23 protein-coding genes and 1 riboswitch are annotated in these 21,457 nt (G+C 71.4%); of the genes, 14 read left to right on the top strand and 9 right to left on the bottom strand.

Translation table 11 applies throughout. The features are described from left to right. Positions 1–10 precede the first annotated feature (10 nt). The 4 genes from AB0D59_RS07525 to AB0D59_RS07510 form a co-directional block, all read right to left on the bottom strand. On the bottom strand, positions 11–1,732 hold the full coding sequence (locus tag AB0D59_RS07525) for an urease subunit alpha (protein ID WP_362562010.1): 1,722 nt from the start codon (positions 1,730–1,732) through the stop codon (positions 11–13). Then, positions 1,725–2,036: an urease subunit beta gene (locus AB0D59_RS07520; protein ID WP_362562007.1), complete on the bottom strand. Its 312-nt coding sequence runs from the start codon at positions 2,034–2,036 to the stop codon at positions 1,725–1,727. The genes AB0D59_RS07525 and AB0D59_RS07520 overlap by 8 nt, the downstream gene beginning before the upstream one ends. 11 nt (positions 2,037–2,047) lie before the next feature. Next, positions 2,048–2,350 carry an urease subunit gamma gene (locus AB0D59_RS07515; protein WP_010355509.1) on the bottom strand — a complete coding sequence of 101 codons (303 nt, stop codon included), beginning with the start codon at positions 2,348–2,350 and terminating at the stop codon, positions 2,048–2,050. A 538-nt stretch (positions 2,351–2,888) separates the two neighbouring features. Then, positions 2,889–3,167 carry a type II toxin-antitoxin system Phd/YefM family antitoxin gene (locus AB0D59_RS07510; protein WP_362562004.1) on the bottom strand — a complete coding sequence of 93 codons (279 nt, stop codon included), beginning with the start codon at positions 3,165–3,167 and terminating at the stop codon, positions 2,889–2,891. 151 nt (positions 3,168–3,318) lie between these two features. Here AB0D59_RS07510 and AB0D59_RS07505 point away from each other — a divergent pair, with 151 nt between their 5' ends. The 3 genes from AB0D59_RS07505 to AB0D59_RS07495 all read left to right on the top strand — a co-directional run bounded on the left by AB0D59_RS07505 (position 3,319) and on the right by AB0D59_RS07495 (position 5,292). After that, positions 3,319–3,954 carry an ATP-dependent Clp protease proteolytic subunit gene (locus tag AB0D59_RS07505; RefSeq protein WP_362562002.1) on the top strand — a complete coding sequence of 212 codons (636 nt, stop codon included), beginning with the start codon at positions 3,319–3,321 and terminating at the stop codon, positions 3,952–3,954. 7 nt (positions 3,955–3,961) lie between these two features. Continuing rightward, the gene (locus AB0D59_RS07500; protein WP_046730013.1) at positions 3,962–4,270 is read left to right on the top strand and encodes a hypothetical protein; all 309 of its coding nucleotides are present in this window, start codon (positions 3,962–3,964) and stop codon (positions 4,268–4,270) included. A 331-nt stretch (positions 4,271–4,601) separates the two neighbouring features. After that, a riboswitch (cyclic di-AMP (ydaO/yuaA leader) is annotated at positions 4,602–4,815 on the top strand. Positions 4,816–4,818: 3 nt separating this feature from the next. Then, entirely contained in the window at positions 4,819–5,292 is a 474-nt protein-coding gene (locus tag AB0D59_RS07495; RefSeq protein ID WP_362562000.1) for a C40 family peptidase, read from the top strand. 33 nt (positions 5,293–5,325) lie between these two features. On the opposite strand, the gene AB0D59_RS07490 is transcribed toward AB0D59_RS07495, so the two are convergent. After that, positions 5,326–5,784, bottom strand: a complete 459-nt coding sequence (locus tag AB0D59_RS07490) for an ATP-binding protein (protein ID WP_362561998.1) — start codon at positions 5,782–5,784, stop codon at positions 5,326–5,328. A 212-nt stretch (positions 5,785–5,996) separates the two neighbouring features. On the opposite strand from AB0D59_RS07490, the gene AB0D59_RS07485 reads away from it, so the two are divergent. Continuing rightward, a complete protein-coding gene (locus AB0D59_RS07485; protein WP_351733792.1) occupies positions 5,997–6,857 on the top strand; it encodes a helix-turn-helix transcriptional regulator in 861 nt (286 codons plus the stop codon). 9 nt (positions 6,858–6,866) lie between these two features. Further along, positions 6,867–7,094: a DUF397 domain-containing protein gene (locus AB0D59_RS07480; RefSeq protein ID WP_362561995.1), complete on the top strand. Its 228-nt coding sequence runs from the start codon at positions 6,867–6,869 to the stop codon at positions 7,092–7,094. 59 nt (positions 7,095–7,153) lie between these two features. Here AB0D59_RS07480 and AB0D59_RS07475 read toward each other — a convergent pair whose 3' ends face one another. Beyond that, complete coding sequence (locus AB0D59_RS07475; protein WP_362561992.1) at positions 7,154–8,281, bottom strand: 8-amino-7-oxononanoate synthase; 1,128 nt, start codon at positions 8,279–8,281, stop codon at positions 7,154–7,156. A gap of 147 nt (positions 8,282–8,428) precedes the next feature. Here AB0D59_RS07475 and bioB point away from each other — a divergent pair, with 147 nt between their 5' ends. From bioB to bioD, 3 genes are read left to right on the top strand one after another with little or no spacing between them, the layout of a single operon-like run. Next, positions 8,429–9,610 (top strand): biotin synthase BioB, encoded by a 1,182-nt coding sequence (gene bioB, locus AB0D59_RS07470; RefSeq protein WP_362561989.1) that lies wholly within the window; start codon positions 8,429–8,431, stop codon positions 9,608–9,610. Continuing rightward, complete coding sequence (locus AB0D59_RS07465; RefSeq protein ID WP_362561986.1) at positions 9,603–10,883, top strand: adenosylmethionine--8-amino-7-oxononanoate transaminase; 1,281 nt, start codon at positions 9,603–9,605, stop codon at positions 10,881–10,883. Before bioB ends, AB0D59_RS07465 begins: the two co-directional genes overlap by 8 nt. 2 nt (positions 10,884–10,885) lie before the next feature. Beyond that, positions 10,886–11,602 (top strand): dethiobiotin synthase, encoded by a 717-nt coding sequence (gene bioD / locus AB0D59_RS07460; protein WP_362561984.1) that lies wholly within the window; start codon positions 10,886–10,888, stop codon positions 11,600–11,602. Between the two features lie 101 nt (positions 11,603–11,703). Here bioD and AB0D59_RS07455 read toward each other — a convergent pair whose 3' ends face one another. Further along, the gene (locus AB0D59_RS07455; protein ID WP_362561981.1) at positions 11,704–13,890 is read right to left on the bottom strand and encodes a LuxR C-terminal-related transcriptional regulator; all 2,187 of its coding nucleotides are present in this window, start codon (positions 13,888–13,890) and stop codon (positions 11,704–11,706) included. A 116-nt stretch (positions 13,891–14,006) separates the two neighbouring features. Here AB0D59_RS07455 and AB0D59_RS07450 point away from each other — a divergent pair, with 116 nt between their 5' ends. Both AB0D59_RS07450 and AB0D59_RS07445 read left to right on the top strand, forming a co-directional pair. Beyond that, positions 14,007–14,693 (top strand): triacylglycerol lipase, encoded by a 687-nt coding sequence (locus AB0D59_RS07450; protein ID WP_362561978.1) that lies wholly within the window; start codon positions 14,007–14,009, stop codon positions 14,691–14,693. A gap of 75 nt (positions 14,694–14,768) precedes the next feature. Continuing rightward, on the top strand, positions 14,769–15,452 hold the full coding sequence (locus AB0D59_RS07445; protein ID WP_362561975.1) for a class I SAM-dependent methyltransferase: 684 nt from the start codon (positions 14,769–14,771) through the stop codon (positions 15,450–15,452). A 24-nt stretch (positions 15,453–15,476) separates the two neighbouring features. Here AB0D59_RS07445 and AB0D59_RS07440 read toward each other — a convergent pair whose 3' ends face one another. After that, positions 15,477–15,851, bottom strand: a complete 375-nt coding sequence (locus AB0D59_RS07440) for a fic family toxin-antitoxin system, toxin component (protein ID WP_351698266.1) — start codon at positions 15,849–15,851, stop codon at positions 15,477–15,479. 4 nt (positions 15,852–15,855) lie between these two features. After that, positions 15,856–16,107: a toxin-antitoxin system HicB family antitoxin gene (locus AB0D59_RS07435; protein WP_351698264.1), complete on the bottom strand. Its 252-nt coding sequence runs from the start codon at positions 16,105–16,107 to the stop codon at positions 15,856–15,858. Positions 16,108–16,236: 129 nt separating this feature from the next. Between AB0D59_RS07435 and AB0D59_RS07430 the strand changes: the two genes are divergently transcribed. The 4 genes from AB0D59_RS07430 (at position 16,237) to AB0D59_RS07415 (ending at position 21,121) form a co-directional block, all read left to right on the top strand. Continuing rightward, positions 16,237–17,079 carry an ABC transporter ATP-binding protein gene (locus tag AB0D59_RS07430; RefSeq protein WP_362561972.1) on the top strand — a complete coding sequence of 281 codons (843 nt, stop codon included), beginning with the start codon at positions 16,237–16,239 and terminating at the stop codon, positions 17,077–17,079. Between the two features lie 4 nt (positions 17,080–17,083). Next, on the top strand, positions 17,084–19,651 hold the full coding sequence (locus AB0D59_RS07425; RefSeq protein WP_362561970.1) for an ABC transporter permease: 2,568 nt from the start codon (positions 17,084–17,086) through the stop codon (positions 19,649–19,651). Between the two features lie 42 nt (positions 19,652–19,693). Next, complete coding sequence (locus AB0D59_RS07420) at positions 19,694–20,548, top strand: LLM class F420-dependent oxidoreductase (protein WP_362561967.1); 855 nt, start codon at positions 19,694–19,696, stop codon at positions 20,546–20,548. Between the two features lie 153 nt (positions 20,549–20,701). Next, on the top strand, positions 20,702–21,121 hold the full coding sequence (locus AB0D59_RS07415; protein WP_362561964.1) for a GNAT family N-acetyltransferase: 420 nt from the start codon (positions 20,702–20,704) through the stop codon (positions 21,119–21,121). The last annotated feature ends 336 nt before the right edge of the window (positions 21,122–21,457 follow it).

Raw genomic sequence — 21,457 nt, 5'->3', positions numbered from 1 at the left:
ACCCCTGCTCTCAGAACAGGAAGTAGCGCTGGGCCATGGGCAGTTCGGCTGCCGGTGTCGCCTCGACCAGCTCTCCGTCGATGTACACGGCGAAGCTGTCGGGGTCGACCCGCACCCTCGGACGCGCGTCGTTCTCCCGCATGTCCGCCTTGGTCACCCCACGGGTCGACTCGATGGCGACGAACCGCTTCCCGAGCTGCAACCGCTCCGGCAGCCCGTCCTCGACGGCGAGCGGGGCGACGAAGTTGAAGGAGTTGGCGGCCGGCGCCCGTCCGATCGCCCCGTACATGGGGCGCGGCAGAATCGGCTGGGGCGTCGGGATCGACGCGTTGGCGTCACCCATCTGCGCATAGGCGATCTGGCCGCCCTTGAGGACGAGGTGCGGCTTGACCCCGAAGAACGCGGGCTCCCACAGCACGAGGTCGGCGAGCTTGCCGCTCTCGACGGACCCGATCTCACGGGCGAGTCCCTGGGCGAGCGCCGGGTTGATCGTGTACTTGGCGACATACCGCCGTACCCGGTGGTTGTCGGCCCGTCCGTCGCCCGGCAGCGCGCCGCGCCGCCGCTTCATCACATGCGCGGTCTGCCAGGTCCGCAGGATCACCTCGCCGACCCGCCCCATGGCCTGCGCGTCGGACGAGATGATGGAGATCGCACCGAGATCGTGCAGGACGTCCTCGGCCCCGATGGTCGACGGCCGGATCCGTGACTCGGCGAAGGCGAGATCCTCCGGCACCGCCGGATTGAGGTGGTGGCACACCATGAGCATGTCGAGGTGTTCCTCGGCGGTGTTCACGGTGTACGGCCGCGTCGGATTCGTCGAACTCGGCAGTATGTGCGGTTCGGAGACGACGGTCATGATGTCCGGTGCGTGCCCGCCGCCCGCCCCCTCGGTGTGGTAGGCGTGGATCCCGCGCCCGCCGATCGCCGCGAGGGTGTCACCGACGAACCCGGCCTCGTTCAACGTGTCCGTGTGGATGGCCACCTGGATACCGGTGCGGTCCGCGACGGTGAGGGCCGCGTCGATGACCGCCGGGGTGGACCCCCAGTCCTCGTGCAGCTTCAGCCCCAGGGCGCCGCCCCGGATCTGCGAGAGCATCGCCTCGTGCGAGACGGTGTTGCCCTTGCCGAGGAAGCCGATGTTGAGCGGGTACTGCTCCATCGCCTCCAGCATCCGGGCGAGGTGCCACGGCCCCGGTGTCACGGTGGTGGCCTTCGAGCCCTCGGCCGGACCGGTGCCGCCGCCCACCAGTGTCGTCATCCCGGACGCCAGCGCCTCGTCGGCGATCCCTGGGCAGATGAAGTGCACGTGGGCGTCGACGCCGCCGGCGGTCAGGATGCGCCCGTTGCCGGCGATGACCTCGGTCTCGGGCCCGATCACCAGGTCCGGGTGGACTCCGTCCATGGTGTCGGGGTTGCCCGCCTTGCCGATGCCGGTGATCCGGCCGTCGCGGATGCCGACGTCGGCCTTGACGATGCCCCAGTGGTCGATGATCACGGCGCCGGTGACGATCGTGTCGGGAGTGCCGTCTGCGCGCGTAGCGCGCGACTGGCCCATGGACTCGCGGATGACCTTGCCGCCGCCGAAGACGGCCTCGTCACCGGCGAGCCCGGGCCCGCCGGAACGGTCCTCCTCGATCTCCACGATCAGGTCGGTGTCGGCGAGCCGGATCCGGTCGCCGGTCGTTGGTCCGAACAGGTCCGCGTAGGCGGCGCGGGAGATCTCAGGCATCGAGGGCACCTCCGGTCTCCCCGCGCAGCCCGGGTACGACACGGGCCCCGGTGAGGGGGACGAGTTCGACGTCGACGGGGATGCCGGGCTCGAAGCGGACGGCGGTGCCGGCAGCGACGTTCAGTCGCTTTCCGCGCGCGGCACCCCGGTCGAACTCCAGTCCGGGATTGGCCTCGGCGAAGTGATAGTGGGAGCCGACCTGGACGGGCCGGTCGGCGGCGTTGAGGACGGTCATCCGGGTGACGTCACGGCCCTCGTTGTACACGATGGGCTCGTCGGCGAAGAGGATCTCTCCGGGAATCATCGGCGGCCCCCTCAGACGATCGGGTCGTGGACGGTGACGAGCTTGGTGCCGTCCGGGAAGGTCGCCTCGACCTGGACGTCGTGGATCATCTCGGGGATGCCCTCCATGACGTCGTCCCTGGTGAGGAGCTTGCGTCCGGAGGCCATGAGTTCGGCGACGGTACGGCCGTCACGGGCGCCTTCGAGGATGTGCGACGTGATGAGGGCGACCGCCTCGGGGTGGTTCAGCTTCAGCCCGCGGGCCCGGCGCTTCTCGGCCACGTCGGCCGCCACATGGATCAGCAGCCTCTCTTGCTCGTGCGGGGTCAGTTGCACGTCCCACCTCACAGTCCTCGCTCCGGACCGTGCGGGGTCCGGTTGCCGCAGCCACCGCGACAGATCGGGCTCAGGAACCCGATCCGGATACGAAAACCCCTGGTGGCGTGGATCGGCAGGCTAGTTCGCCGGAGTTTCGACGACGTTAACCGGACCTTGATCATCTGATGACCGGCGCATGGGGCGGGTCCCGGCGCAGGGCGCGCACCCTCGGCGCCGGCGCCACAGCCCCTCCGCCGCCCGCCGCCGCGCCGCCTCACTCAGGGGCGCGTGATCGATCGGGGCCTCGGTGACCCTCCCGACCGGCACGCGCGGCCGACCGGCTCGATCACGCCGGCCGCCGCCTCCACGGCACGGTCGGCGCCGGCCGGGACGGTGACGTGCACGGCGGTCGTCGGCACCGCCGAACGGATCGTGTCGCCGCTCGCCGGCGAGTCCGCGCCCGTACGGGTGAACAACCCGGTCGCCGGGCACCGTCGGCACACTCGTCGGCCCTCCTCCGAACGCTTCCGGAGGAGGGCCGATGTCATGACGGCCGCTAGGAGCCCGCGGCGCCCCGGTGTTCGGCCGCGATGCCGAAGCGGCCTCGCTCCGGGCGTACGGCGGCGCTCTCGCGGACCGTGGAGACCGCGCTCACCACCTGGTCCTCGGCGGCTTCCGAGAGCTCTTCGAGGCGTTCGAGGTCGGCGGCGGAGACGAGGGCGACCAGCGGCTTGCCGTGCCGCGTCACGACGACACGCTCACCGCCGTACACCACCCGGTTGATCAGTTCGGCGAGCTCCGCCCTGGCTTGCGTCACCGGAATCTCGTAGGCCATGCCCCCAGCTTACGGGGCACCTCGGACATCACATCTTGTTCGGCCTCAGCGGAATCCCCTCGCGACACCCATCCAAGGCTCTGTACGTCCTGTACATTTCTTACGGAGAGTCCGGCCGCTGACACAGCTCAGCCGCGAGGAGGGGTACGCCATGACCCGACCGTCCGCCCGCTATGTCCTGCCCGAGTTCACCGAACGCACCAGCACCGGGCAGCGCACCCTGGATCCGTACTCGAAGCTGCTGGAGGAGCGGATCGTCTTCCTCGGCGCACCCGTCGACGAGACCTCGGCCAACGACGTGATGGCGCAGTTCATGTACCTGGAGCACGCGGCTCCGGAGCGGGACATCTCGCTGTACATCAACTCGCCGGGCGGCTCGTTCAGCGCGATGGCCGCGATCTACGACACCCTCCAGTACGTCACCTGTGACGTGGAGACGATCTGCCTGGGGCAGGCCGGGGCGTCGGCCGCGGTGCTGCTCGCGGCGGGCACGCCGGGCAAGCGGTCCGTGCTGCCGGGTGCGCGCATCGTGCTCCAGCAGCCGTCGCTGCCGCAGCCGGTACAGGGCCAGCCGAGTGATCTGGTCATCCAGGCGGCGGAGTTGGAGCGGATCCGCACGTTGCTCGAGGAGATGCTCGTCCGGCACACCGGGCGGGCACCGGCCCAGGTCCACCAGGACCTGGAGCGGGATCTGACGCTGGACGCGCAGGCGGCGCTGGCGTACGGGCTGGTGGACCGGATCGTGCCCAGCCGCAGGACCTCGCTCGGCCTGCCGGACGCGGGGTGAGCGGCCGATGCTGCCACCCGAGCTGCCGCCGCTGCCCGCGCTGACCCGCGCCGAGGGCGAGTTGATCGACCGTTACCTGGACGTGGTCGACCTGCTGGGCCGTATCAACCCGGCGCAGAACGAGGACACCTATCGTGGGCTGCGCGCCGCGCAGGCGCTGGTGCGCGCGGCGTCCGAGCTGCGCGACGCACTCGCCCTGATGCATCGACGGGGCGAGACGGAGCTTCACGGGGACACGCTGGCACGGGCGTTGCGGGTGCTCGACGGCGAGCGCCGGACCGCGCGCGTCGCACTCCCGCCCGACTGCGTACGGTGACGCCCGGCGAAGTCCGGTGCGACGCGTCCACCGGCCGACCGGGCCGGAGTTGAAACGACCCAAAGGGGTTACCGCCGTTCGGCGGAGGATGGCGTGGTTTTACCTGACCGCCGGAGCCGCTCAAGGTGCGTGCTCAAAGGTGCCCACGGAGGGCTCCGGTGCAGGTCCGGGGCTACGTCGGCCAGTTGACGACTAATCGAACACAGCGCCGTCCACCCGAACGGGTGGGTGGTGAGTAACCCCACAAATCCACGGTTCCGTTGGGATTTTCGGACAGGCGTGAGTGAAGATCCCTGTCTGACGACAAGCCCCCGCCACAACGGCGGGGCGATCCGGGCGGACGCCGAGTCCTGCCGCCGCCCGGATGACCGGTCGACGGAAGTGGATCGGCAGGAGTGGAGGACCCAAGCACGACGGGTCGCCGGAACGGTCGCACCATGACCGGCCCGCGCAGCCCTTGGGGTGAAGCCGTGGCAACGCGGCCGGGCAACTTCGCCAGCCCGAATCCGACAGGTCATCCTTCACAGGCGGCTGACGAAGGGTTGCGCATGACTGCGCTCAATCGTGTCCCGTCGCTGATGGCGCGGGCCGGCACGGCCTCGGCGCTCACCATCGCCGCCGTGGGCGGCTCCATCGTGATCCCCGGTGTCGCCTCCGACGCCTCGGCCGCCACGATGGGGACGAAAGCACTTCGGATCGCGGCCTCGAAGAAGGGCTCGCCCTACAGTTGGGGTGCCACCGGACCGAACCGGTTCGACTGCTCCGGGCTCACGCTGTACTCGTTCAAGAAGGCGGGCAAGAAGCTCCCGCGTACGGCGGCCCAGCAGTACAACAAGACCCGTCACATCTCGGCCGGCAACCGCAAGGCCGGGGACCTGGTCTTCTTCCACTCGGGTTCCAGCGTGTACCACGTCGGCATCTACGCCGGGAAGGGAAGGATCTGGCACGCCCCGAAGACCGGGGACGTGGTGAAGCTCCAGAAGATCTGGACGCGAAGCGTCTGGTACGGCCGGGTCAGCTGACCCACCCTGCGGCCGGCCGGCGGGAACTCGGGGCTACGGTTCCTGCTGGCCGGCGGCGGTGACCGTGCCGGCCGGGATCGCCCAGGGCAGTTCGATGAAGACGGTCTTGCCGCCCTCCCGGGTGGGACGCACCCGGAGCTTGCCGCCGCACTCCGCGGTGAGCCAGCGGATGATGACCATGCCGCGCCCGTTGTCCTGCTGGACCGCGGCTGGGAGTCTCTTGGGGAAGCGCGGATGGCTGTCCGTGACGCCGATGCGCAGCTGTTCGTCACGGTCGAGGACGAGGCCCACCGTGAAGGTGGGTGACTGTCCGAAGGTGTGCTGCACCGCGTTGGTGGCGAGTTCTGAGACGATGAGGCGGATGGTGTCCGCGGTCTCCGTCTCCGGTGGCAGCCCCCATTCCGCGAGCGTGCCCAGCACATAGGAGCGGGCCGCGGAGACCGAGGCGGGATCGCTCGGCAGAGTGACGGATGCTTCCAGGTGGTCTGCCATGGCGACGTCGTCCCTTTCCCACGGGACCGGAGCCCGACACGGCGCGGATGGTTCGAGTACGGTCCCGGACTGGTGCTTCTTCGTCAGACTGCCATTACCAGGGCAGCCAGGGGAGCGATCCACCAAGATATGCATATATCTGTCGCTCGATGCGGTGAACTCTGCTACCCCAGAGCGTATTTGGGCGGCTCGGGAGGAGTAAGGAGTAGCCCATGCAGAACGGTCCCGCGGTACGCCGCCGGAAACTGGGCGCCGAACTGCGCACACTGCGCACCGGCGCCGGCCTCACGAGCGGTGAGGCCGCCCGTCTGGTGGGCTGGCATCAGTCGAAAGTGAGCCGGATCGAGACCGGCGCCAGCGGTGTGAAACCGGCCGATGTGCGGTTACTCCTCGACGCCTACGGCGTGATCGAGGGGCAACTGCGCGAGTTGCTGCTGGTGTTGGCGGGGTCGGAGGACACCGCCGGGCGGCACCACTGGTGGCACGCCTATCGTGGGGTGCTGCCGCCCACCTACCGGGATTTCATCAGCCTGGAGTCGCAGGCCAGCGCGATGCGCACGCTGGAGACCTCGGTCGTACCGGGGCTGCTGCAGACCCCCGAGTACGCGCGTGCCGTGACCCGGGCGGCCGTCGACGGGCTCGACGACGAGGCCCTGGACGCTCTCGTCAAGGTGCGTCTGGCCAGGCAGGACGTGCTGCGCAACCATCCGCCGCTGGAGCTGAGCGCGGTGCTGGACGAGGCGGTGCTGCGCCGGGAGGTCGGCGGGCCCGGCGTGATGGCCAGACAGCTGGAGCGGCTGGTGGAGGCGGCCCGGCTGCCCCAGGTACGGCTCCAGGTGTTGCCGTTCTCGGCCGGAGCCCATATCGGCATCACCGGGCCTTTCGTAATCTTCTCATTTCCGAGCACTTCTGATCTGGATGTGGTTGTTCTCGACCAGTTGACGAGTAGCCTCTACCTCGAACGGAAAGAAGACCTCCAGGCCTACGCGGAGGCCTTCAACACCCTTCAGATCCACGCCCTTTCGCCCGAGGACTCGTTGGATTACATCGCCGGGATAGGTGACGGCGCGTAAGGAGGCACCATGACTGCACTGCCTCGGAACGTACCTTCAAGTGCTGATCTGCACGGACTGCGGTGGCTGCGCAGCAGCTACAGCACCGGAGCGAACAACTGTGTGGAGACGGCACGGCCGCGCTCCGGTCGGCTGACCGGACTGCTCGCCGTGCGCGACTCCAAGGATCCGGCCGGACCCGCGCTGCTCTTCTCCCCCGGGAGCTGGGCGGGGTTCGTGTCGGCGCTCACCGGCTGATCAGCCCGTAACCGACTCCATATCCGCATTCGGACAAGGCCCGGCCGTGTCACGCCGACTCATGGTCGTGTCTCACCGATCACCTGTACAGCGCGTTCGATCTCGGCCCCGGAGAGGTCCGCTCGGGCGGTCAGCCTGAGCCGTGAGATGCCGTCCGGCACGGACGGCGGACGGAAACACCCCACGGCCAGGCCTGCCGTACGGCAGTCGGCCGCCCACCGCACGGCCCCCTCCGGGGACGAGGCCCGCACGGAGACCACCGCGGCGTCCGGACGCACCGCTTCCAGACCCGCGGCGGTCAGCCGCGCGTGCAGCTCCGCGGCCACCTCACGGGCCCGCACCGCGCGTCCGGGCTCACGGCGCAGCAGCCGTAGCGCCGCCAGGGCCGCCCCCGCCGCGGCAGGGGCCAGGCCGGTGTCGAAGATGAAGGTCCGGGCCGCGTTCACCAGATGGTCGATCACCCGGGCCGGGCCGAGCACGGCCCCGCCCTGGCTGCCCAGCGACTTGGACAGGGTCGCCGTGACCACCACGTCCTCGGCGCCCGACAGCCCGGCCGCGTACGGCGCGCCCCGCCCGCCGTCCCCGAGGACCCCGAGCCCGTGGGCGTCGTCCACGAGCAGCCCGGCGCCGCGCTCCCGGCAGGCCGCGGCCAGGGCGGCCAGCGGGGCCGCGTCGCCGTCCACCGAGAACACCGTGTCGGAGACGACGACCGCGGGTCCCTCATGGGTGCCGAGCGCCTTGCGTACGGCGTCCGGGTCGGCGTGTCCGACGACCTGGGTGGCGCCCCGGGCCAGCCGGCAGCCGTCGATCAGGGAGGCGTGGTTGAGGGCGTCGGAGACGATCAGGGAGCCGTGCGGGCCGAGAGTGGTGACGGCGGCGAGGTTGGCGGCGTAGCCGGAGGAGAAGACCAGGGCCGCCTCGAACCCGCAGAATTCGGCCAGCTCGCGCTCCAGCTCGGTGTGGAGTTCGGTGGTACCGGTCACCAGCCGGGAACCGGTGGAGCCGCCGCCCCAGGTCCGGGCCGCCCCGGCCGCGCCCTCGGTGACCTCCGGGTGGTGGGCGAGGCCCAGGTAGTCATTACTCGCCAGATCCAGCAGCGGCGAGTCGGCGGGACGGGGGCGCAGGGTCCGTACCAGTCCGGCGCGGCGGCGTAGTTCCGCCTGTTCGTCGATCCAGCCGAACGCCATGGCTCCTCCGGAGAATTTGTAGGCAGTGGACAGACCCTAGCGGGACCACCGGCCACCCACTGTGTGGCAATACCCACACGTCGAACTGACAGGGTTGTGCAAACTCTCCTTGGCCCGGAGCAGCCTCGTAGTAGAGGATCGGCTCTCATGGACCTGCTGAACACGCTGGTGGACAAGGGGCTTCGGCGCGAGCTGCCGACCCGCGAGGAAGCGCTCGCCGTACTGGCGACCTCCGACGACGACGTGCTCGATGTGGTGGCCGCGGCCGGCAAGGTGCGCCGGCACTGGTTCGGCCGACGCGTGAAACTCAACTACCTGGTCAACCTCAAGTCGGGCCTGTGTCCTGAGGACTGCTCCTACTGCTCGCAGCGCCTCGGCTCCTCGACCGGGATCCTCAAGTACAGCTGGCTGAAACCCGACGAGGCCTCGAAGGCGGCGGCCGCCGGTCTGGCCGGGGGCGCCAAGCGGGTCTGCCTGGTCGCGAGCGGACGCGGCCCGACCGACCGGGACGTCGACCGGGTCGCCGGCACCATCAAGGCGATCAAGGAGCAGAACGAGGGCGTCGAGGTGTGCGCCTGCCTCGGACTGCTCTCCGACGGCCAGGCCGAGCGGCTGCGCGAGGCGGGCGCGGACGCGTACAACCACAACCTCAACACGTCCGAGGGGACGTACGGGGACATCACGACCACGCACACGTACGCCGATCGGGTGGATACCGTCAACAAGGCGCACGCGGCGGGTCTGTCGGCCTGCTCCGGTCTGATCGCCGGCATGGGCGAGAGCGACGAGGACCTGGTCGACGTGGTCTTCTCGCTGCGCGAGCTGGACCCGGACTCGGTGCCGGTCAACTTCCTGATCCCGGTCGAGGGCACCCCGCTGGCCAAGGAGTGGAACCTCACCCCGCAGCGCTGTCTGCGGATCCTGGCCATGGTGCGGTTCGTCTGCCCGGACGTCGAGGTCCGCATCGCGGGCGGCCGCGAGGTCCATCTGCGCACCATGCAGCCGCTCGCGCTGCACCTCGCCAACTCGATCTTCCTCGGCGACTACCTCACCACCGAGGGCCAGGCCGGCCAGTCCGACCTGGAGATGATCGCCGACGCCGGGTTCGTGGTGGAGGGCGCCGACGAGGTCACCCTGCCGCAGCACCGGGCGGACGTCGCGGCCGGGGGCTGCGGGTCGCACGCGGAGGCCGGGTGCGGGTCGGGCTGCGGCGGGCACGACGGCGCCGACCTGTGCGGTACGGCCGCCGTCGCGGCGAACGAGCCGCGCACCGACCTGGTCGCCGTCCGCCGCCGGGGCGCCGGAACGGATCTCGCGCCCAATGCCTGACCTGAGCGTCCCCGAGCTGCTGGAGCTGGACCGGCGGCACGTCTGGCATCCGTACGGACCGATGCCGGGCCGGGCCGAACCGCTCGTCGTGGAGTCGGCGAGCGGGGTCCGGTTGAGGTTGGCCGGCGGCGCGGACGATCTTGTCGACGGGATGTCGTCCTGGTGGTCGGCGATCCACGGCTACAACCACCCCGTGCTCAACGAGGCCGCGCGCGACCAGCTCGGCCGGATGAGCCATGTGATGTTCGGCGGGCTCACCCACGAGCCCGCGGTACGTCTGGCGAAGCTCCTTGTCGACATGTCGCCGGACGGGCTCGAGCATGTCTTCCTCGCCGACTCCGGCTCGGTGTCGGTCGAGGTCGCGGTCAAGATGTGCCTGCAGTACTGGCGTTCCCTCGGCCGCCCCGCGAAGCAGCGCCTGCTGACCTGGCGGGGCGGCTACCACGGCGACACCTGGCAACCGATGTCGGTGTGCGACCCCGAGGGCGGGATGCACGAGCTGTGGTCCGGCGTGCTGCCCCGCCAGGTCTTCGCGGACGCGCCGCCGGCCGAGTACGAGGAGTCGTATGCCGACCAGCTGCGGTCGCTGATCGAGCAGCACGCGCACGAACTCGCCGCGGTGATCGTGGAGCCGGTGGTGCAGGGCGCGGGCGGGATGCGGTTCCACTCCCCCGCCTATCTGCGGGTGCTGCGCGAGGCCTGCGACGCGCACGACGTGCTGCTGGTGTTCGACGAGATCGCGACCGGCTTCGGCCGTACGGGCGCGCTGTTCGCGGCGGACCACGCGGCCGTCACCCCCGATGTGATGTGCGTGGGCAAGGCGCTGACCGGCGGCTATCTGACGATGGCGGCGACCCTGTGCACGCGCCTGGTGGCCGAGGGCATCTCGCGGGGCGAGGTGCCGGTGCTGGCCCACGGCCCGACGTTCATGGGCAATCCACTGGCCGCCTCGGTGGCCTGTGCCTCGCTCGGGCTGCTGCTGGGCCAGGACTGGCAGGCGGAGGTCAAGCGGATCGAGACGGGCCTGCGGGACGGCCTGGCGCCGGCCCGGGAGATCCCCGGCGTACGGGACGTCCGCGTCCTGGGCGCCATCGGGGTCGTCCAGCTCGACCACGACGTGGACATGAAGGCCGCCACGGCCGCCGCAGTGCGGGAGGGCGTGTGGCTGCGGCCGTTCCGCGATCTGGTCTACACGATGCCGCCGTACGTCACGGGCGACGCGGACGTGGCACGGATCGCGCGCGCGGTGTGCGCCGCCGCGCGGGAGGGATGAACATGCCGATCCTGATGATCACGGGGACGGGTACCGAGGTCGGCAAGACGGTCACCGCGGCCGCCGTCGCCGCCGCGGCCCGCGCGGCGGGCCGCTCGGTGGCGGTCCTGAAGGCCGCGCAGACCGGGGTAGGACCGGCCGAGCGCGGGGACGCCGACGAGGTCACGCGGCTCGCGGGCCCGGTGACGACGGCCGAACTCGCCCGCTACCCGGAGCCGTTGGCGCCCGGCACGGCGGCCCGGCGGGCCGGTCTGGCCCCCGTGCGTCCGCACGACGTGGCGGAGGCCGCCGCCAAGCTGGCCACCGAGCACGATCTGGTGCTGGTCGAGGGCGCGGGCGGGCTGCTCGTGCGGTTCGACGCGGCGGGCGGCACTCTGGCGGACGCGGCCCGGCTGCTCAACGCGCCCGTGCTGGTGGTGGCATCGGCCGGGCTCGGCACCCTCAACACCACCGAGCTGACGGCCCGTGAACTGCGGACCCGCGAACTGGAGTTGCTGGGTGTGGTGATCGGCAGCTGGCCCGAGTCCCCGGATCTGGCGTCGCGTTGCAATGTCGCCGATCTTCCGGAGGTGGCCGGGGCTCCGCTGCTCGGTGCGCTGCCCGCCGGGGCCGGAGCGCTGGCGCCCGCCGACTTCCGTGCGGCGGCGCCGGGTTGGCTGTCCGCGCGGCTGGACGGCTGCTGGGACGCGGAGGCGTTCCGGGTGCGCGAGGCGCGCTGAGCGCTGCGGCCGGGAAGCCGGGACGGTTGTCGGTCTTCCGCGGCGCCGTTGTGGCTGGTCGCGCAGTTCCGCGCGCCCCTGCGGGGCGCTCCGCGGCCCCTTCAGGGAGCCTTCCCGTCGGCCAGCAGTCGGACCAGTTCGATGCGGGACCTGATGCCCAATCGGGCGAAGACGCCTCGAAGATGGTGGTCGATCGTGCGTGGGCTCAGGTTGAGGCGGTCGGCTATCTCACGGTTGGTGGCGCCCTCGGCGGCCATCCGGGCGACCATGAGCTGCTGTGCGGTGAGGACGGCGGCCGGGTCGGGCGCACCGGCGGTGGCAGGTGTCAACGCCGTTCCCAGAGCCCGGAGTTCGGCACGGGCCTGGGCGGCGCAGTGCGGGGCGCCGAAGGACTCGAAGGCGGCCAGCGCGCTGTGCAGCCGGTCGCGTGCCTCGGGGCGCTGCCGCAGCCGGCGCAGGGCTCCGGCGAACAGCAGCTCGGTACGGGCGCGTTCGAGGTCCCGGGTGCCCCGGGCGTGCAGGTCGAGGGCGGCACGGTAGTGCTGGACGGCCTCGGCGCCGGGGGCGAGCAGGGCCCGGCAGCGGGCGCTGAGCGCGAGGTCGTCGGTGCTGCGGACGGCGGTGGCCCACCGGTGGTAGTCGGCGTGCGCGGCGCGGGCGACCCGGGTGTCTCCGGTGCGGACGGCGGCCTCGACGTAGTGCGGGGTGGCCAGGTGCCGGATGGCCCGGTGGCCGTGTCCGGGGCCGAACCCGGCGAGGGCGCGCAGCCGGGCGGCGGCAGCGGGGAAGCGGCCGTTGGTGAGGTCGAGGAAGGCGAGCGCCCACTGGGCGAGGGCGGCGGCCAGGCCGAGCCCGTGCGCCAGGGCGTGGGAGCGGACGGCGGCGGTGCGCTCGCGGCAGGCCTCCTCGTCGCCCCGGACGGCGGCGAACATGGCGAGCGCGGCCTGGAGATGGCAGGCCCCGTTGTCCTGCCCGGTGGCGTGGGCCTGGCCCAGGGCCTCCTGGACGGCGGCCTCGGCGGCCCGGGTGCGGCCGGTCCAGAAGTCGGCGTAGGCACGGAACTCCATGGCCTGCGCGGCCGGCGCCGGGATGCCGTGGGCGCGGGCCGAGGCGGCGGCCCGGAGGGTGGCGGTGGCCGCGCGGGTGTGGTCGCCCAGCATCAGCGCGGCCATGCCGGAGTGGATCAGCAGACCGGGGTCGCCGCCGGGCCCGCAGCGGCCGGCGGTGCCCTCGAGGAGGATCCGGGCGTCGTCGTAGCGGCCCTCGACGGCGGCGGTGAGTCCGGCGAGGATCCCGGGCGGGGGGACGCCCAGCCACCGGGCGAGGTCATGGGCCTCGCGGCAGCGTCTCAGGTCGCCGGTGTAGACGGCGGCCTCGGTGGCGAGGGCGAGGAGATCGGCGGAGTCGACGGAACGTTCCTGCCGGACGGCGGCGGTGAGCAGGGCGTCGAAGGCCTCCGAGGCGTTGCCGGCTCTGAGGGCGAGGACGCCGTCGAGGGCGGAGTCGTCCGTACGGGCGGCGAGCCGTCTCGCCCGGTCGGGCTCTCCCGAGCGCCAGGCGTCGGCGGCGGCCAGGGCGAGCAGCCGGGCCTCCGCCACCGGATCCGGACAGAGGTCGGCGGCGCGTTCGGCGAGGGCGCGGGCCAGCGCGGGTCTGCCCTCGGTACGGGCCCGGTCGGCGGCGATCCGGAGTTCCGCAGCGAGCCGGGCGCTGGGGCCGAGCGCGGCGGCGCCCCGGTGCCAGGAGCGGCGGGTCGTCTCGTCCTTGCCGCCCAGCACCCGGGCGAGCAGCTGGTGGGCCTCGCGCCGGTCGGCCGGTGAGGCGGTCCCGTAGGCGGCGATCCGGGTCCAGGCGTCCCGGAAGAACACCCCGCCGGCACTGGCATGGGCGACCCCGGCGGTCTCGGCGGCCTCCAGCGGGCGGGTGTCGAGCCGTCCGGCCGTGACCGCGCGCAGGAAGGCGTGGGTGGCGACCGGGTACTGGTCGGCCGCGGCGAGGAGCAGCAGCCGGCGGGTGTCGTCGGGCAGGGCGCGGATCTCCCGGCGCAGGGCATGGAGCAGCCGCGGGGCGAGTTCGGCCGGTTCGGCCGGCAGCGGGTCGAGTCCCGCCGTCTGCCGTGCGGTGAGACGCGGCACGAGTTCGGCCACGGCGCGCTGGTCTTCGTATACGACGCGTCGCACCCGGGCGCGTACGCCCTCGGGGAGCGCCGACGCCGGGCATGGCCCCGCGTCGGACGTCTGCGGTGGCGAAGTGCGGTCAAGAGGTGGGGGATTCACCGGTATCACCACACGAAAGACGTTACTGGCGAGTTAGTTGACTCGTAAAGACTGGCGACTTCACCGATGCGGCGCGCGTAGACCCGTCCCGACACTCCTGAACAACCCCACCCGTTTCAGGAGGCATCATGCAACGCGCCACGCGTCGCATCGCAACCGCTCTGACGGCGATAGCCGGTTCGCTCCTTCTGTCACTCCCCCTGGCCACGACTCCCGCGCAGGCGGCGAGCCACGACCCGGTCGTCTTCGTGCACGGCCTCAGCAGCGACTCCAGCAGCTGGGACAGCTGGATCGCGGACTTCAAGGCCGACGGGTACACCTCGTCGCAGCTGTGGGCCTGGTCGTACGACTGGACGAAGTCGAACGTCACCACCGCCTCGCAGCTGTCGACCTACATCCAGTCCGTCCTCTCCCAGACCGGCGCCTCGAAGGTGGACCTGGTGGTCCACTCCATGGGCGCGCTGAACAGCCGCTACTACCTCAAGAACCTCGGCGGGACCTCCTTCGTGGACGACTTCGTGTCGGTCGCCGGGGTGAACCACGGGACGAGCGTCGCCTCGCTGTGCGGGTGGCTGTACACGTCCTGCAAGGAGATGACCACCGGCAGCTCCTTCCTGACCGCGCTGAACTCCGGTGACGAGACGCCCGGCAGCGTCTCGTACGCCGCGTACTGGTCGAACTGCGACGCGGCGATCGACCCGGACTCCTCGGCGCTGCTGAGCGGGGCGACCGACGTCGGCGTCGGCTGCATCTCGCACACCGACATGAACGACGACTACGGCGTCTACCAGCAGGTGCGGGACTTCATCGCCTGATCCGGCGGCGGGGGGTGCGACGGGCCTTCGCGGGGGACAATCACCGTAGACCTGCTCCCGTCGGGAGGTATCGTCATGCGGCTGATGTCCACCGGTGCCGGGAACCCGGTGCGTGATCCCGTCCACCACCCGCTGTTCGCCCGTTTCTACGCCCGCTGCAGTGTGGCCGCCGAGACCGGGCTCGGTATGGCGGCGACCCGGGAGCGGCTGCTCTCCGGGCTGTCCGGGCGGGTGATCGAGATCGGCGCGGGCAACGGGCTCAATTTCGCGCGGTATCCCGGTTCGGTGGCGGAGGTCGTCGCGATCGAACCGGAGCGCTCCCTGCGGAAGTTGGCGGCACAGGCGGCGGTCCGCGCCGAGGTCCCGGTGGACGTGGTACCGGGCGCGGCGGAGGCGCTGCCGGTGAAGAGCGAGGCGTACGACGCGGCGGTGCTCTCCCTGGTCCTGTGCAGCGTGCGGGATCTGCCACGGGCGCTCGCGGAGGTACGGCGGGTGCTGCGGCCGGGCGGTGAGCTGCGGTTCTTCGAGCACGGGCGGGGCGGCGGCCCGGCGATGCTGTTCACCCAGCGGGCGCTGGACCGGACGGTGTGGCCGCTGCTGAGCGGCGGCTGCCATCTGTCCCGGGAGCCGATCGCGGAGTTGCGCACGGCCGGGTTCGAACTCGGCCCGTACCGGCGGGTGTTCCTGCCGGAGAACGGCCTGCGGCTGCCGTCCTCCTACTGTGTGCTGGGCGTCGCACGCAAGCCCCCGGAGTCCTGAGCGCAATCCTCACCGGGATCCCGCTCACAGGCTCCAGCGGCGCAGCTCCTCCGCGATGTCGGACACGCTCGCCTCGCCCGTCTTCACCAACCGGGCCAGATCGCGGACCTGTTCGGGCGAGGTGGCGACCTTGAGGCCGCTGGCGACCAGATAGGCGTAGGCGACCGAGGACGCGAAGAGGGCGTTCGAACGCTCAAGGGCCGGGACGTGGATGAGGAGTTGGAGCAGGGCGGCGGCACGGGCCTGCGGGGTGTCGTAGACGGGGACATCGAATATCTCGGCCTGGTGCCTGGCGACGGCCGCGATCAGCGCACCCCAGTCGGTGACCTGGGGGTCCCCCGGGGTCTTCTGCTCGGCGAGCATGAGGAGCCAGGCGAGGTCGATGGTCAGGTCGCTCAAGGGATCAGTGACGGCCTTCGGTCTTGTCGGACGTGTCGGGACCCTGCGCTTCGCCGAATTCCTCCGCGAAGACGGACTCGTACTGCTTCATGAAGTCGGCGGCGGCCTCGACGAACGTACGGCCCGCTTCACCTGTGTCCTGCATGACCAGTTCCTCTATGTAGCGGTTGACGCTCATGCCGCGCGCGAGGGCGCGCTCACGGGCCGCCTTGGCGGTGCCCTCGTCCACGCGCACGTTCAACTGGGTCTTCGCCATACCTAGACGCTAGCGCGGTTGTGCTAGCAGCGGCAAGCGCGCATCGGAACCGAAAAGTGATACCGCCTGTGGGACGCGTCACACTACGCTCGACCCGGACAAAGAGGCCGCGCGAGCTAGGAGGCAGTCTTGGCCACACCTGCTGCGGAGGCGCCCGCCGCCGAGGGGACAGCAGCCCGGGCACGGGGGCTGACCAAGGCGTACGGCGCGGGTGAGACGTCAGTGCTCGCACTCGACTCGGTGGACGTGGACATCGCACGCGGCCGCTTCACCGCGGTCATGGGCCCGTCGGGCTCCGGCAAGTCCACGCTGATGCACTGTCTGGCGGGGCTGGACACTGTGTCGGCGGGTCAGGTCTGGCTCGGCGGCACCGAGATAACGGGGCTGCGGGAGCGCGAGCTGACGCGGCTGCGCCGGGACCGGATCGGGTTCATGTTCCAGTCGTTCAACCTGATCCCGACGCTGAACGCGGCCGAGAACATCACCCTGCCCATGGACATCGCGGGCAGGAAGCCCGACGGGAAGTGGCTGGACCAGGTCATCGACACACTGGGGCTGCGGGACCGGCTCAAGCACCGGCCCGCGCAGCTGTCCGGCGGGCAGCAGCAGCGGGTGGCCTGCGCGCGGGCGCTGGCCTCCCGGCCGGAACTGATCTTCGCCGACGAGCCGACCGGCAACCTGGACTCGCGGGCCGGCCTGGAGGTGCTGGGCTTTCTGCGGGACGCGGTCGACCAGCTCGGGCAGACGGTCGTCATGGTGACCCACGACCCGGGCGCCGCCGCCCACTCCGACCTGGTCCTCTTCCTCGCGGACGGCCGGGTGGTGGACCGGATGGCAGGTCCGACGGCGAACGCCGTGCTGGAACGCATGCGCCTTTTCCCTGGGAGCGCTGACACCAGCGGCTCCGCCACGCGGCCCCAGCCCCCCGGATCCGACACGGGACGCGGGTCCGCGGGGCCCGAGGAGGACTGACCCGGTGCTCAAGGCAACCCTGCGGAGTTTCCTGGCCCACAAGGGACGGCTGCTGCTGTCCGCGCTGGCCATCGTCCTGTCCGTGGCGTTCGTCGCGGGCAGCCTGATTTTCTCCGACACCGTCACCCGTACCTTCGACCGGCTCTTCGCCTCCACCTCCGCCGATGTGACCGTGGAGCCGAAGGAGGACCTCAAGTCGTCGGTGCCGACCGGTGCCGTGCAGACCGTACCGGCTGCGTTGAAGGACCAGGTCGCCAAGGTCGACGGGGTCGCGGGCAGCCACGCGGACGTGTCCGTGCAGAACATCGTGGTGGTCGACAGCCACAACAAGTCGGTCGGCCCGACCACCGGCGCCCCGACCATCGCCACCGACTGGTACCTCACCCACCGCAGCCCCGTGAAGCTCACCTCGGGGCACGCCCCGCAGGGCGCCGGCCAGGCGCTGCTCGACGCGGACACCGCCGACAAGAAGCACGTACGCGTCGGCGACACCCTGACCGTGCAGGCCCAGCCCGGCACCTTCGAGGTGGAGATCGTCGGCATCGCCACCTTCACCACCACCAACCCCGGTGCGGCCCTGGTCTTCCTCGACCCGTCGGTCGCCGCGAAGGAACTGCTGGGCTCCGCCGACCGGGCCACCAGCATCTCGGTGGACGCGGCGCCAGGTGTCACGGACGCCGAGCTGAAGCGCCGGGTCGGCGAGGCGATCGGCACCGGTGCGTACGACCTGAAGACCGCCGACGAGCAGGCGAAGTCCTCCGCCGCGGACCTGGGCGGCTTCCTCGACGTCATCAAGTACGTGATGCTCGGGTTCGCCGGCATCGCCACGCTCGTGGGTGTCTTCCTGATCGTGAACACCTTCTCCATGCTGATCGCCCAACGCACCCGCGAGCTGGGCCTGTTGCGTGCGCTGGGCGCCGACCGGCGTCAGGTACGGCGGTCCGTGCTCACCGAGGCGGTGCTGCTCGGGCTGGTCGGTTCGACGCTGGGTCTGGGCGCCGGCATCGGGCTGGCGCTCGGGCTGATCAAGCTGATGAGCGCGTTCGGGATGAACCTCAAGACCACCGAGATGGTCATCGGCTGGGGCACCCCCGTCGCCGCCTACGTCGTGGGCGTCGGCGTCACCTTCGTCGCCGCCTATCTGCCCGCCCGGCGCGCGGCCACGGTGTCGCCGATGGCGGCGCTCGCGGACGCCGAGATCGCCGGGGTGGGCAAGCCCTTGAAGACACGCGCGATCGTCGGCGCGGTCGTCGGGGCGCTCGGGGCGGCGGCCCTCGCGGGCTGCGCGGCGGCCACGAAGACCGCCTCGGCCGCCTCGCTGCTGGGCCTCGGGGTGGTGCTGACGCTGCTCGCGACGGTCATCGCGGGCCCACTGCTGGTACGCCCGGTGATCCGGGTCCTCGGCGCGGCCTTCCCCGCGCTCTTCGGCTCGGTGGGCCGGATGAGCCAGCGCAACGCCCTGCGCAACCCGCGCCGCACCGGCGCCACCGCCGCCGCGCTCATGGTGGGGCTCGCCCTGGTCGGCGGGATGTCGGTGGCCAGCGCCTCCATGTCCAAGTCCTTCGACCAGCAGATCGACAAGACGCTGGGCGCCGACTTCATCGTCCAGAACGGCAACTTCCTCCCGTTCACCCAGGAGGTCACCGACAAGGTGCGCGGCACCGACGGCGTCGGTCTCGTCGTACGGCAGCGGTTCGCGCCGGTGGCGGTACGGCTGCCGGACGGCAAGCGGGTCACCACGACCGCCGCCGGGTACGACCAGCAGGTCGACGAGGTCGCCCATGTCGCCTACAAGGGCGGCGACACCGCGGCCGCACTGGCCGCCGGCCGTATCGGCATGGACGCCACCTTCGCCGCGGACCACGCGGTGCGCCTCGGCAGCGTGCTCCCGGTCGAGTTCCAGGGCGGGAAGAGCGCGGAGATGAAGGTGGGCGCCCTCACCGACCAGGACAGCGGCAGCGGCTTCGGCACCCAGGGCGGGCTGTTCTTCGGCATCGCCACCGTGGAGAAGTACGTGCCCGGCGGCCAGGACTCGTCGTTGTACGTCAACCACGCGCCGGGCACGAGTGTGGACCGACTCCGCGCGAACCTGGAGAAGACCCTCGCACCGTTCCCGCAGGTGCAGGTCCGCGACCAGGCCGACTACAAGAAACTGGTCCACGACCAGATCGCCGTGCTGCTCTACCTGGTGTACGCGCTGCTGGGGCTTGCGATCGTGATCGCCGTGCTCGGCGTGGTCAACACGCTCGCCCTGTCGGTCGTGGAGCGCACCCGGGAGATCGGGCTGCTGCGCGCGATCGGGCTGGGCCGGCGGCAGCTGCGCCGGATGATCCGGCTGGAGTCGGTGGTGATCGCGGTGTTCGGCGCGGTACTCGGGCTCGCGCTCGGCCTGGTGTGGGGTGTGTGCACCCAGCAGGTGCTGGCCCTCCAGGGCATGAAGGCCCTGGCGATCCCGTGGGGCACGATCGTCGCGGTGGTGATCGGCTCGGCGGTCGTGGGCATCGTGGCGGCGCTGTTGCCGGCGTTGCGTGCATCGCGCATGAATGTGCTGGCGGCCATCGCGCACGAGTGATGGAATCGTGGCGCTCACGTCCCGGACCGCTGAGGAGAGTTCATGTCGCGTCCGTTCCGCTTCGGGGTCAACCTGCTCACGCCCGCGTCGGCCGCCGAGTGGCGCGCGAAGTGCCGGCGCGCCGAGGAACTCGGATACGACGTACTCCTCGTCCCCGACCATCTGGGGATGCCGGCGCCCTTCCCGGCGCTGGTCGCGGCTGCCGGGGCGACCGAACGGCCCCGCCTCGGCACCTTCGTGCTCAACGCGGGTTTCTGGAACCCGGTGCTGCTGGCCCGCGAGGTGGCGACGACCGCCGCGCTGACCGGCGGCCGTCTCGAACTCGGGCTCGGCACCGGGTATGTGCAGGCGGAGCACGAGCGCGCCGGGCTGCCGTTCGGCTCGCCGCGCGAGCGCGTGGATCATCTGCGGCGCACGGTCGAGGAGTTGCTCACGTCGGACGAGTGCCGGGTGCCGTTGCTGATCGGTGGCAACGGCGACCGGATGCTGCGGCTGACCGCCGAGCACGCGGACATCGCGGCCTTCGCCGGGGCCCGTCTGGTACCGGGAAACACGGAGGGTCGCCTGGAGCCGGTCCCGGCGGAGGAACTCGACGAGCGGGTCGCCCGCTACGGGGAGTTGGCTGCGGGCCGCAAGGAACCCGCCGAACGGAACCTGCTCATCCAGGTCGTGGCGATCACCGACGACCCGCAGTCCGCACTCGCCCCGCTCCTGGGGCGACGGCCCGAACTGACCCTGACCCAGGCCCTCGACCTGCCCACGGTCCTCGTCGGCACCCTGGAGGAGGTCGTCGGGCGGGTGCGGGGGCTGCGCGAGCGGTACGGGTTCTCCTATCTGACCGTCCTGGAGCCGCACATGGAGGCTTTCGCGCCGGTGCTGGCGGAGCTGTCGGCATAGGGGAATCCGCCCGGGCCCCCGAGCCACCGGGAGGATTCGGCCGACGGGCTCGCGGCTCGCGGAAACCTGGGGCCGCGCCGGGGCATCGAGCAGGAGAGGCAGGTTCGAAAAACCCGTTCGCCAGACAGCCGAGCGCCCTGCTTGGCTCACCCCATGAGCGATCTGCACATCCGCCGCGCCACCTTCTCGGACATCGACACCGTGCTGAAGTTCTGGCGCGACGCCGCGGAAGGCACGAGCATCAGCGACGACCACGAAGGAGTGACCCGACTCCTCACCCGGGACCCCGAAGCCCTGCTCCTCGCCGAGCGCGACGGCCTCCTCACCGGAACCGTCATAGCCGGCTTCGACGGATGGCGCTGCTCCGCCTACCGACTCGCCGTACATCCCGACCACCGCAGGCAGGGCATCGCCACCGCCCTGCTGGAAGCCGCGGAGCGACGCTTCGCCTCCCTGGGCGGACGACGCGTCGACGCCATGGTCCTGGAAGCCAACGAACAGGCCCACCACACCTGGGCCGCCGCCGGCTACCACCGCGAGGACCACTGGCGACGCTGGGTCAAGCCCCTGTAGAGACAGGCAGGGCGACGTTCGCGAGCAACCACAGAGACAGACGAGGCGACGTTCGCGAGCAACCACAGAGACAGGCGAGGCGACGTTCGCGAGCAACCACGATTCGACGGCCGGCGCTGCCGGCAGCCATCGCGAAGCGGCTCGTACGGCTGGGTGGGCGGCGCGAGAACGCGGTGGTGCTGGTACACGACGAGACCGCGCGCCTTGCCCGGCGGGCGGGGCGCGGGCACAAGATGGTGCCGGTGCGCGACGAGACCACGCGCCTTGCCCGGCGGGCGGCGGACGGCGGGCGGCGGAGGCCGGCCGAGGCCGCCGGCGGAAGCTTCCGAGTGGCAT

Origin of the sequence: Streptomyces sp. NPDC048417 (genome assembly GCF_040651615.1) — a bacterium.
In the GTDB taxonomy this organism is placed as follows: Bacteria; Actinomycetota; Actinomycetes; order Streptomycetales; family Streptomycetaceae; genus Streptomyces.
The sequence above is the reverse complement of the archived record's forward strand: the minus strand, read 5'-3'. Positions and strand labels throughout refer to the sequence as shown.

Coding starts and splice junctions, on each gene's coding strand:
- AB0D59_RS07495 (WP_362562000.1), top strand. CDS start 4,819: ATGACTGCGCTCAATCGTGTCCCGTCGCTGATGGCGCGGGCCGGCACG.
- AB0D59_RS07490 (WP_362561998.1), bottom strand. CDS start 5,784: ATGGCAGACCACCTGGAAGCATCCGTCACTCTGCCGAGCGATCCCGCC.
- AB0D59_RS07505 (WP_362562002.1), top strand. CDS start 3,319: ATGACCCGACCGTCCGCCCGCTATGTCCTGCCCGAGTTCACCGAACGC.
- AB0D59_RS07480 (WP_362561995.1), top strand. CDS start 6,867: ATGACTGCACTGCCTCGGAACGTACCTTCAAGTGCTGATCTGCACGGA.
- AB0D59_RS07510 (WP_362562004.1), bottom strand. CDS start 3,167: ATGGCCTACGAGATTCCGGTGACGCAAGCCAGGGCGGAGCTCGCCGAA.
- AB0D59_RS07465 (WP_362561986.1), top strand. CDS start 9,603: ATGCCTGACCTGAGCGTCCCCGAGCTGCTGGAGCTGGACCGGCGGCAC.
- AB0D59_RS07415 (WP_362561964.1), top strand. CDS start 20,702: ATGAGCGATCTGCACATCCGCCGCGCCACCTTCTCGGACATCGACACC.
- AB0D59_RS07525 (WP_362562010.1), bottom strand. CDS start 1,732: ATGCCTGAGATCTCCCGCGCCGCCTACGCGGACCTGTTCGGACCAACG.
- AB0D59_RS07500 (WP_046730013.1), top strand. CDS start 3,962: ATGCTGCCACCCGAGCTGCCGCCGCTGCCCGCGCTGACCCGCGCCGAG.
- AB0D59_RS07420 (WP_362561967.1), top strand. CDS start 19,694: ATGTCGCGTCCGTTCCGCTTCGGGGTCAACCTGCTCACGCCCGCGTCG.
- AB0D59_RS07435 (WP_351698264.1), bottom strand. CDS start 16,107: ATGGCGAAGACCCAGTTGAACGTGCGCGTGGACGAGGGCACCGCCAAG.
- bioD (WP_362561984.1), top strand. CDS start 10,886: ATGCCGATCCTGATGATCACGGGGACGGGTACCGAGGTCGGCAAGACG.
- AB0D59_RS07475 (WP_362561992.1), bottom strand. CDS start 8,281: ATGGCGTTCGGCTGGATCGACGAACAGGCGGAACTACGCCGCCGCGCC.
- AB0D59_RS07445 (WP_362561975.1), top strand. CDS start 14,769: ATGCGGCTGATGTCCACCGGTGCCGGGAACCCGGTGCGTGATCCCGTC.
- AB0D59_RS07520 (WP_362562007.1), bottom strand. CDS start 2,036: ATGATTCCCGGAGAGATCCTCTTCGCCGACGAGCCCATCGTGTACAAC.
- AB0D59_RS07450 (WP_362561978.1), top strand. CDS start 14,007: ATGCAACGCGCCACGCGTCGCATCGCAACCGCTCTGACGGCGATAGCC.
- bioB (WP_362561989.1), top strand. CDS start 8,429: ATGGACCTGCTGAACACGCTGGTGGACAAGGGGCTTCGGCGCGAGCTG.
- AB0D59_RS07485 (WP_351733792.1), top strand. CDS start 5,997: ATGCAGAACGGTCCCGCGGTACGCCGCCGGAAACTGGGCGCCGAACTG.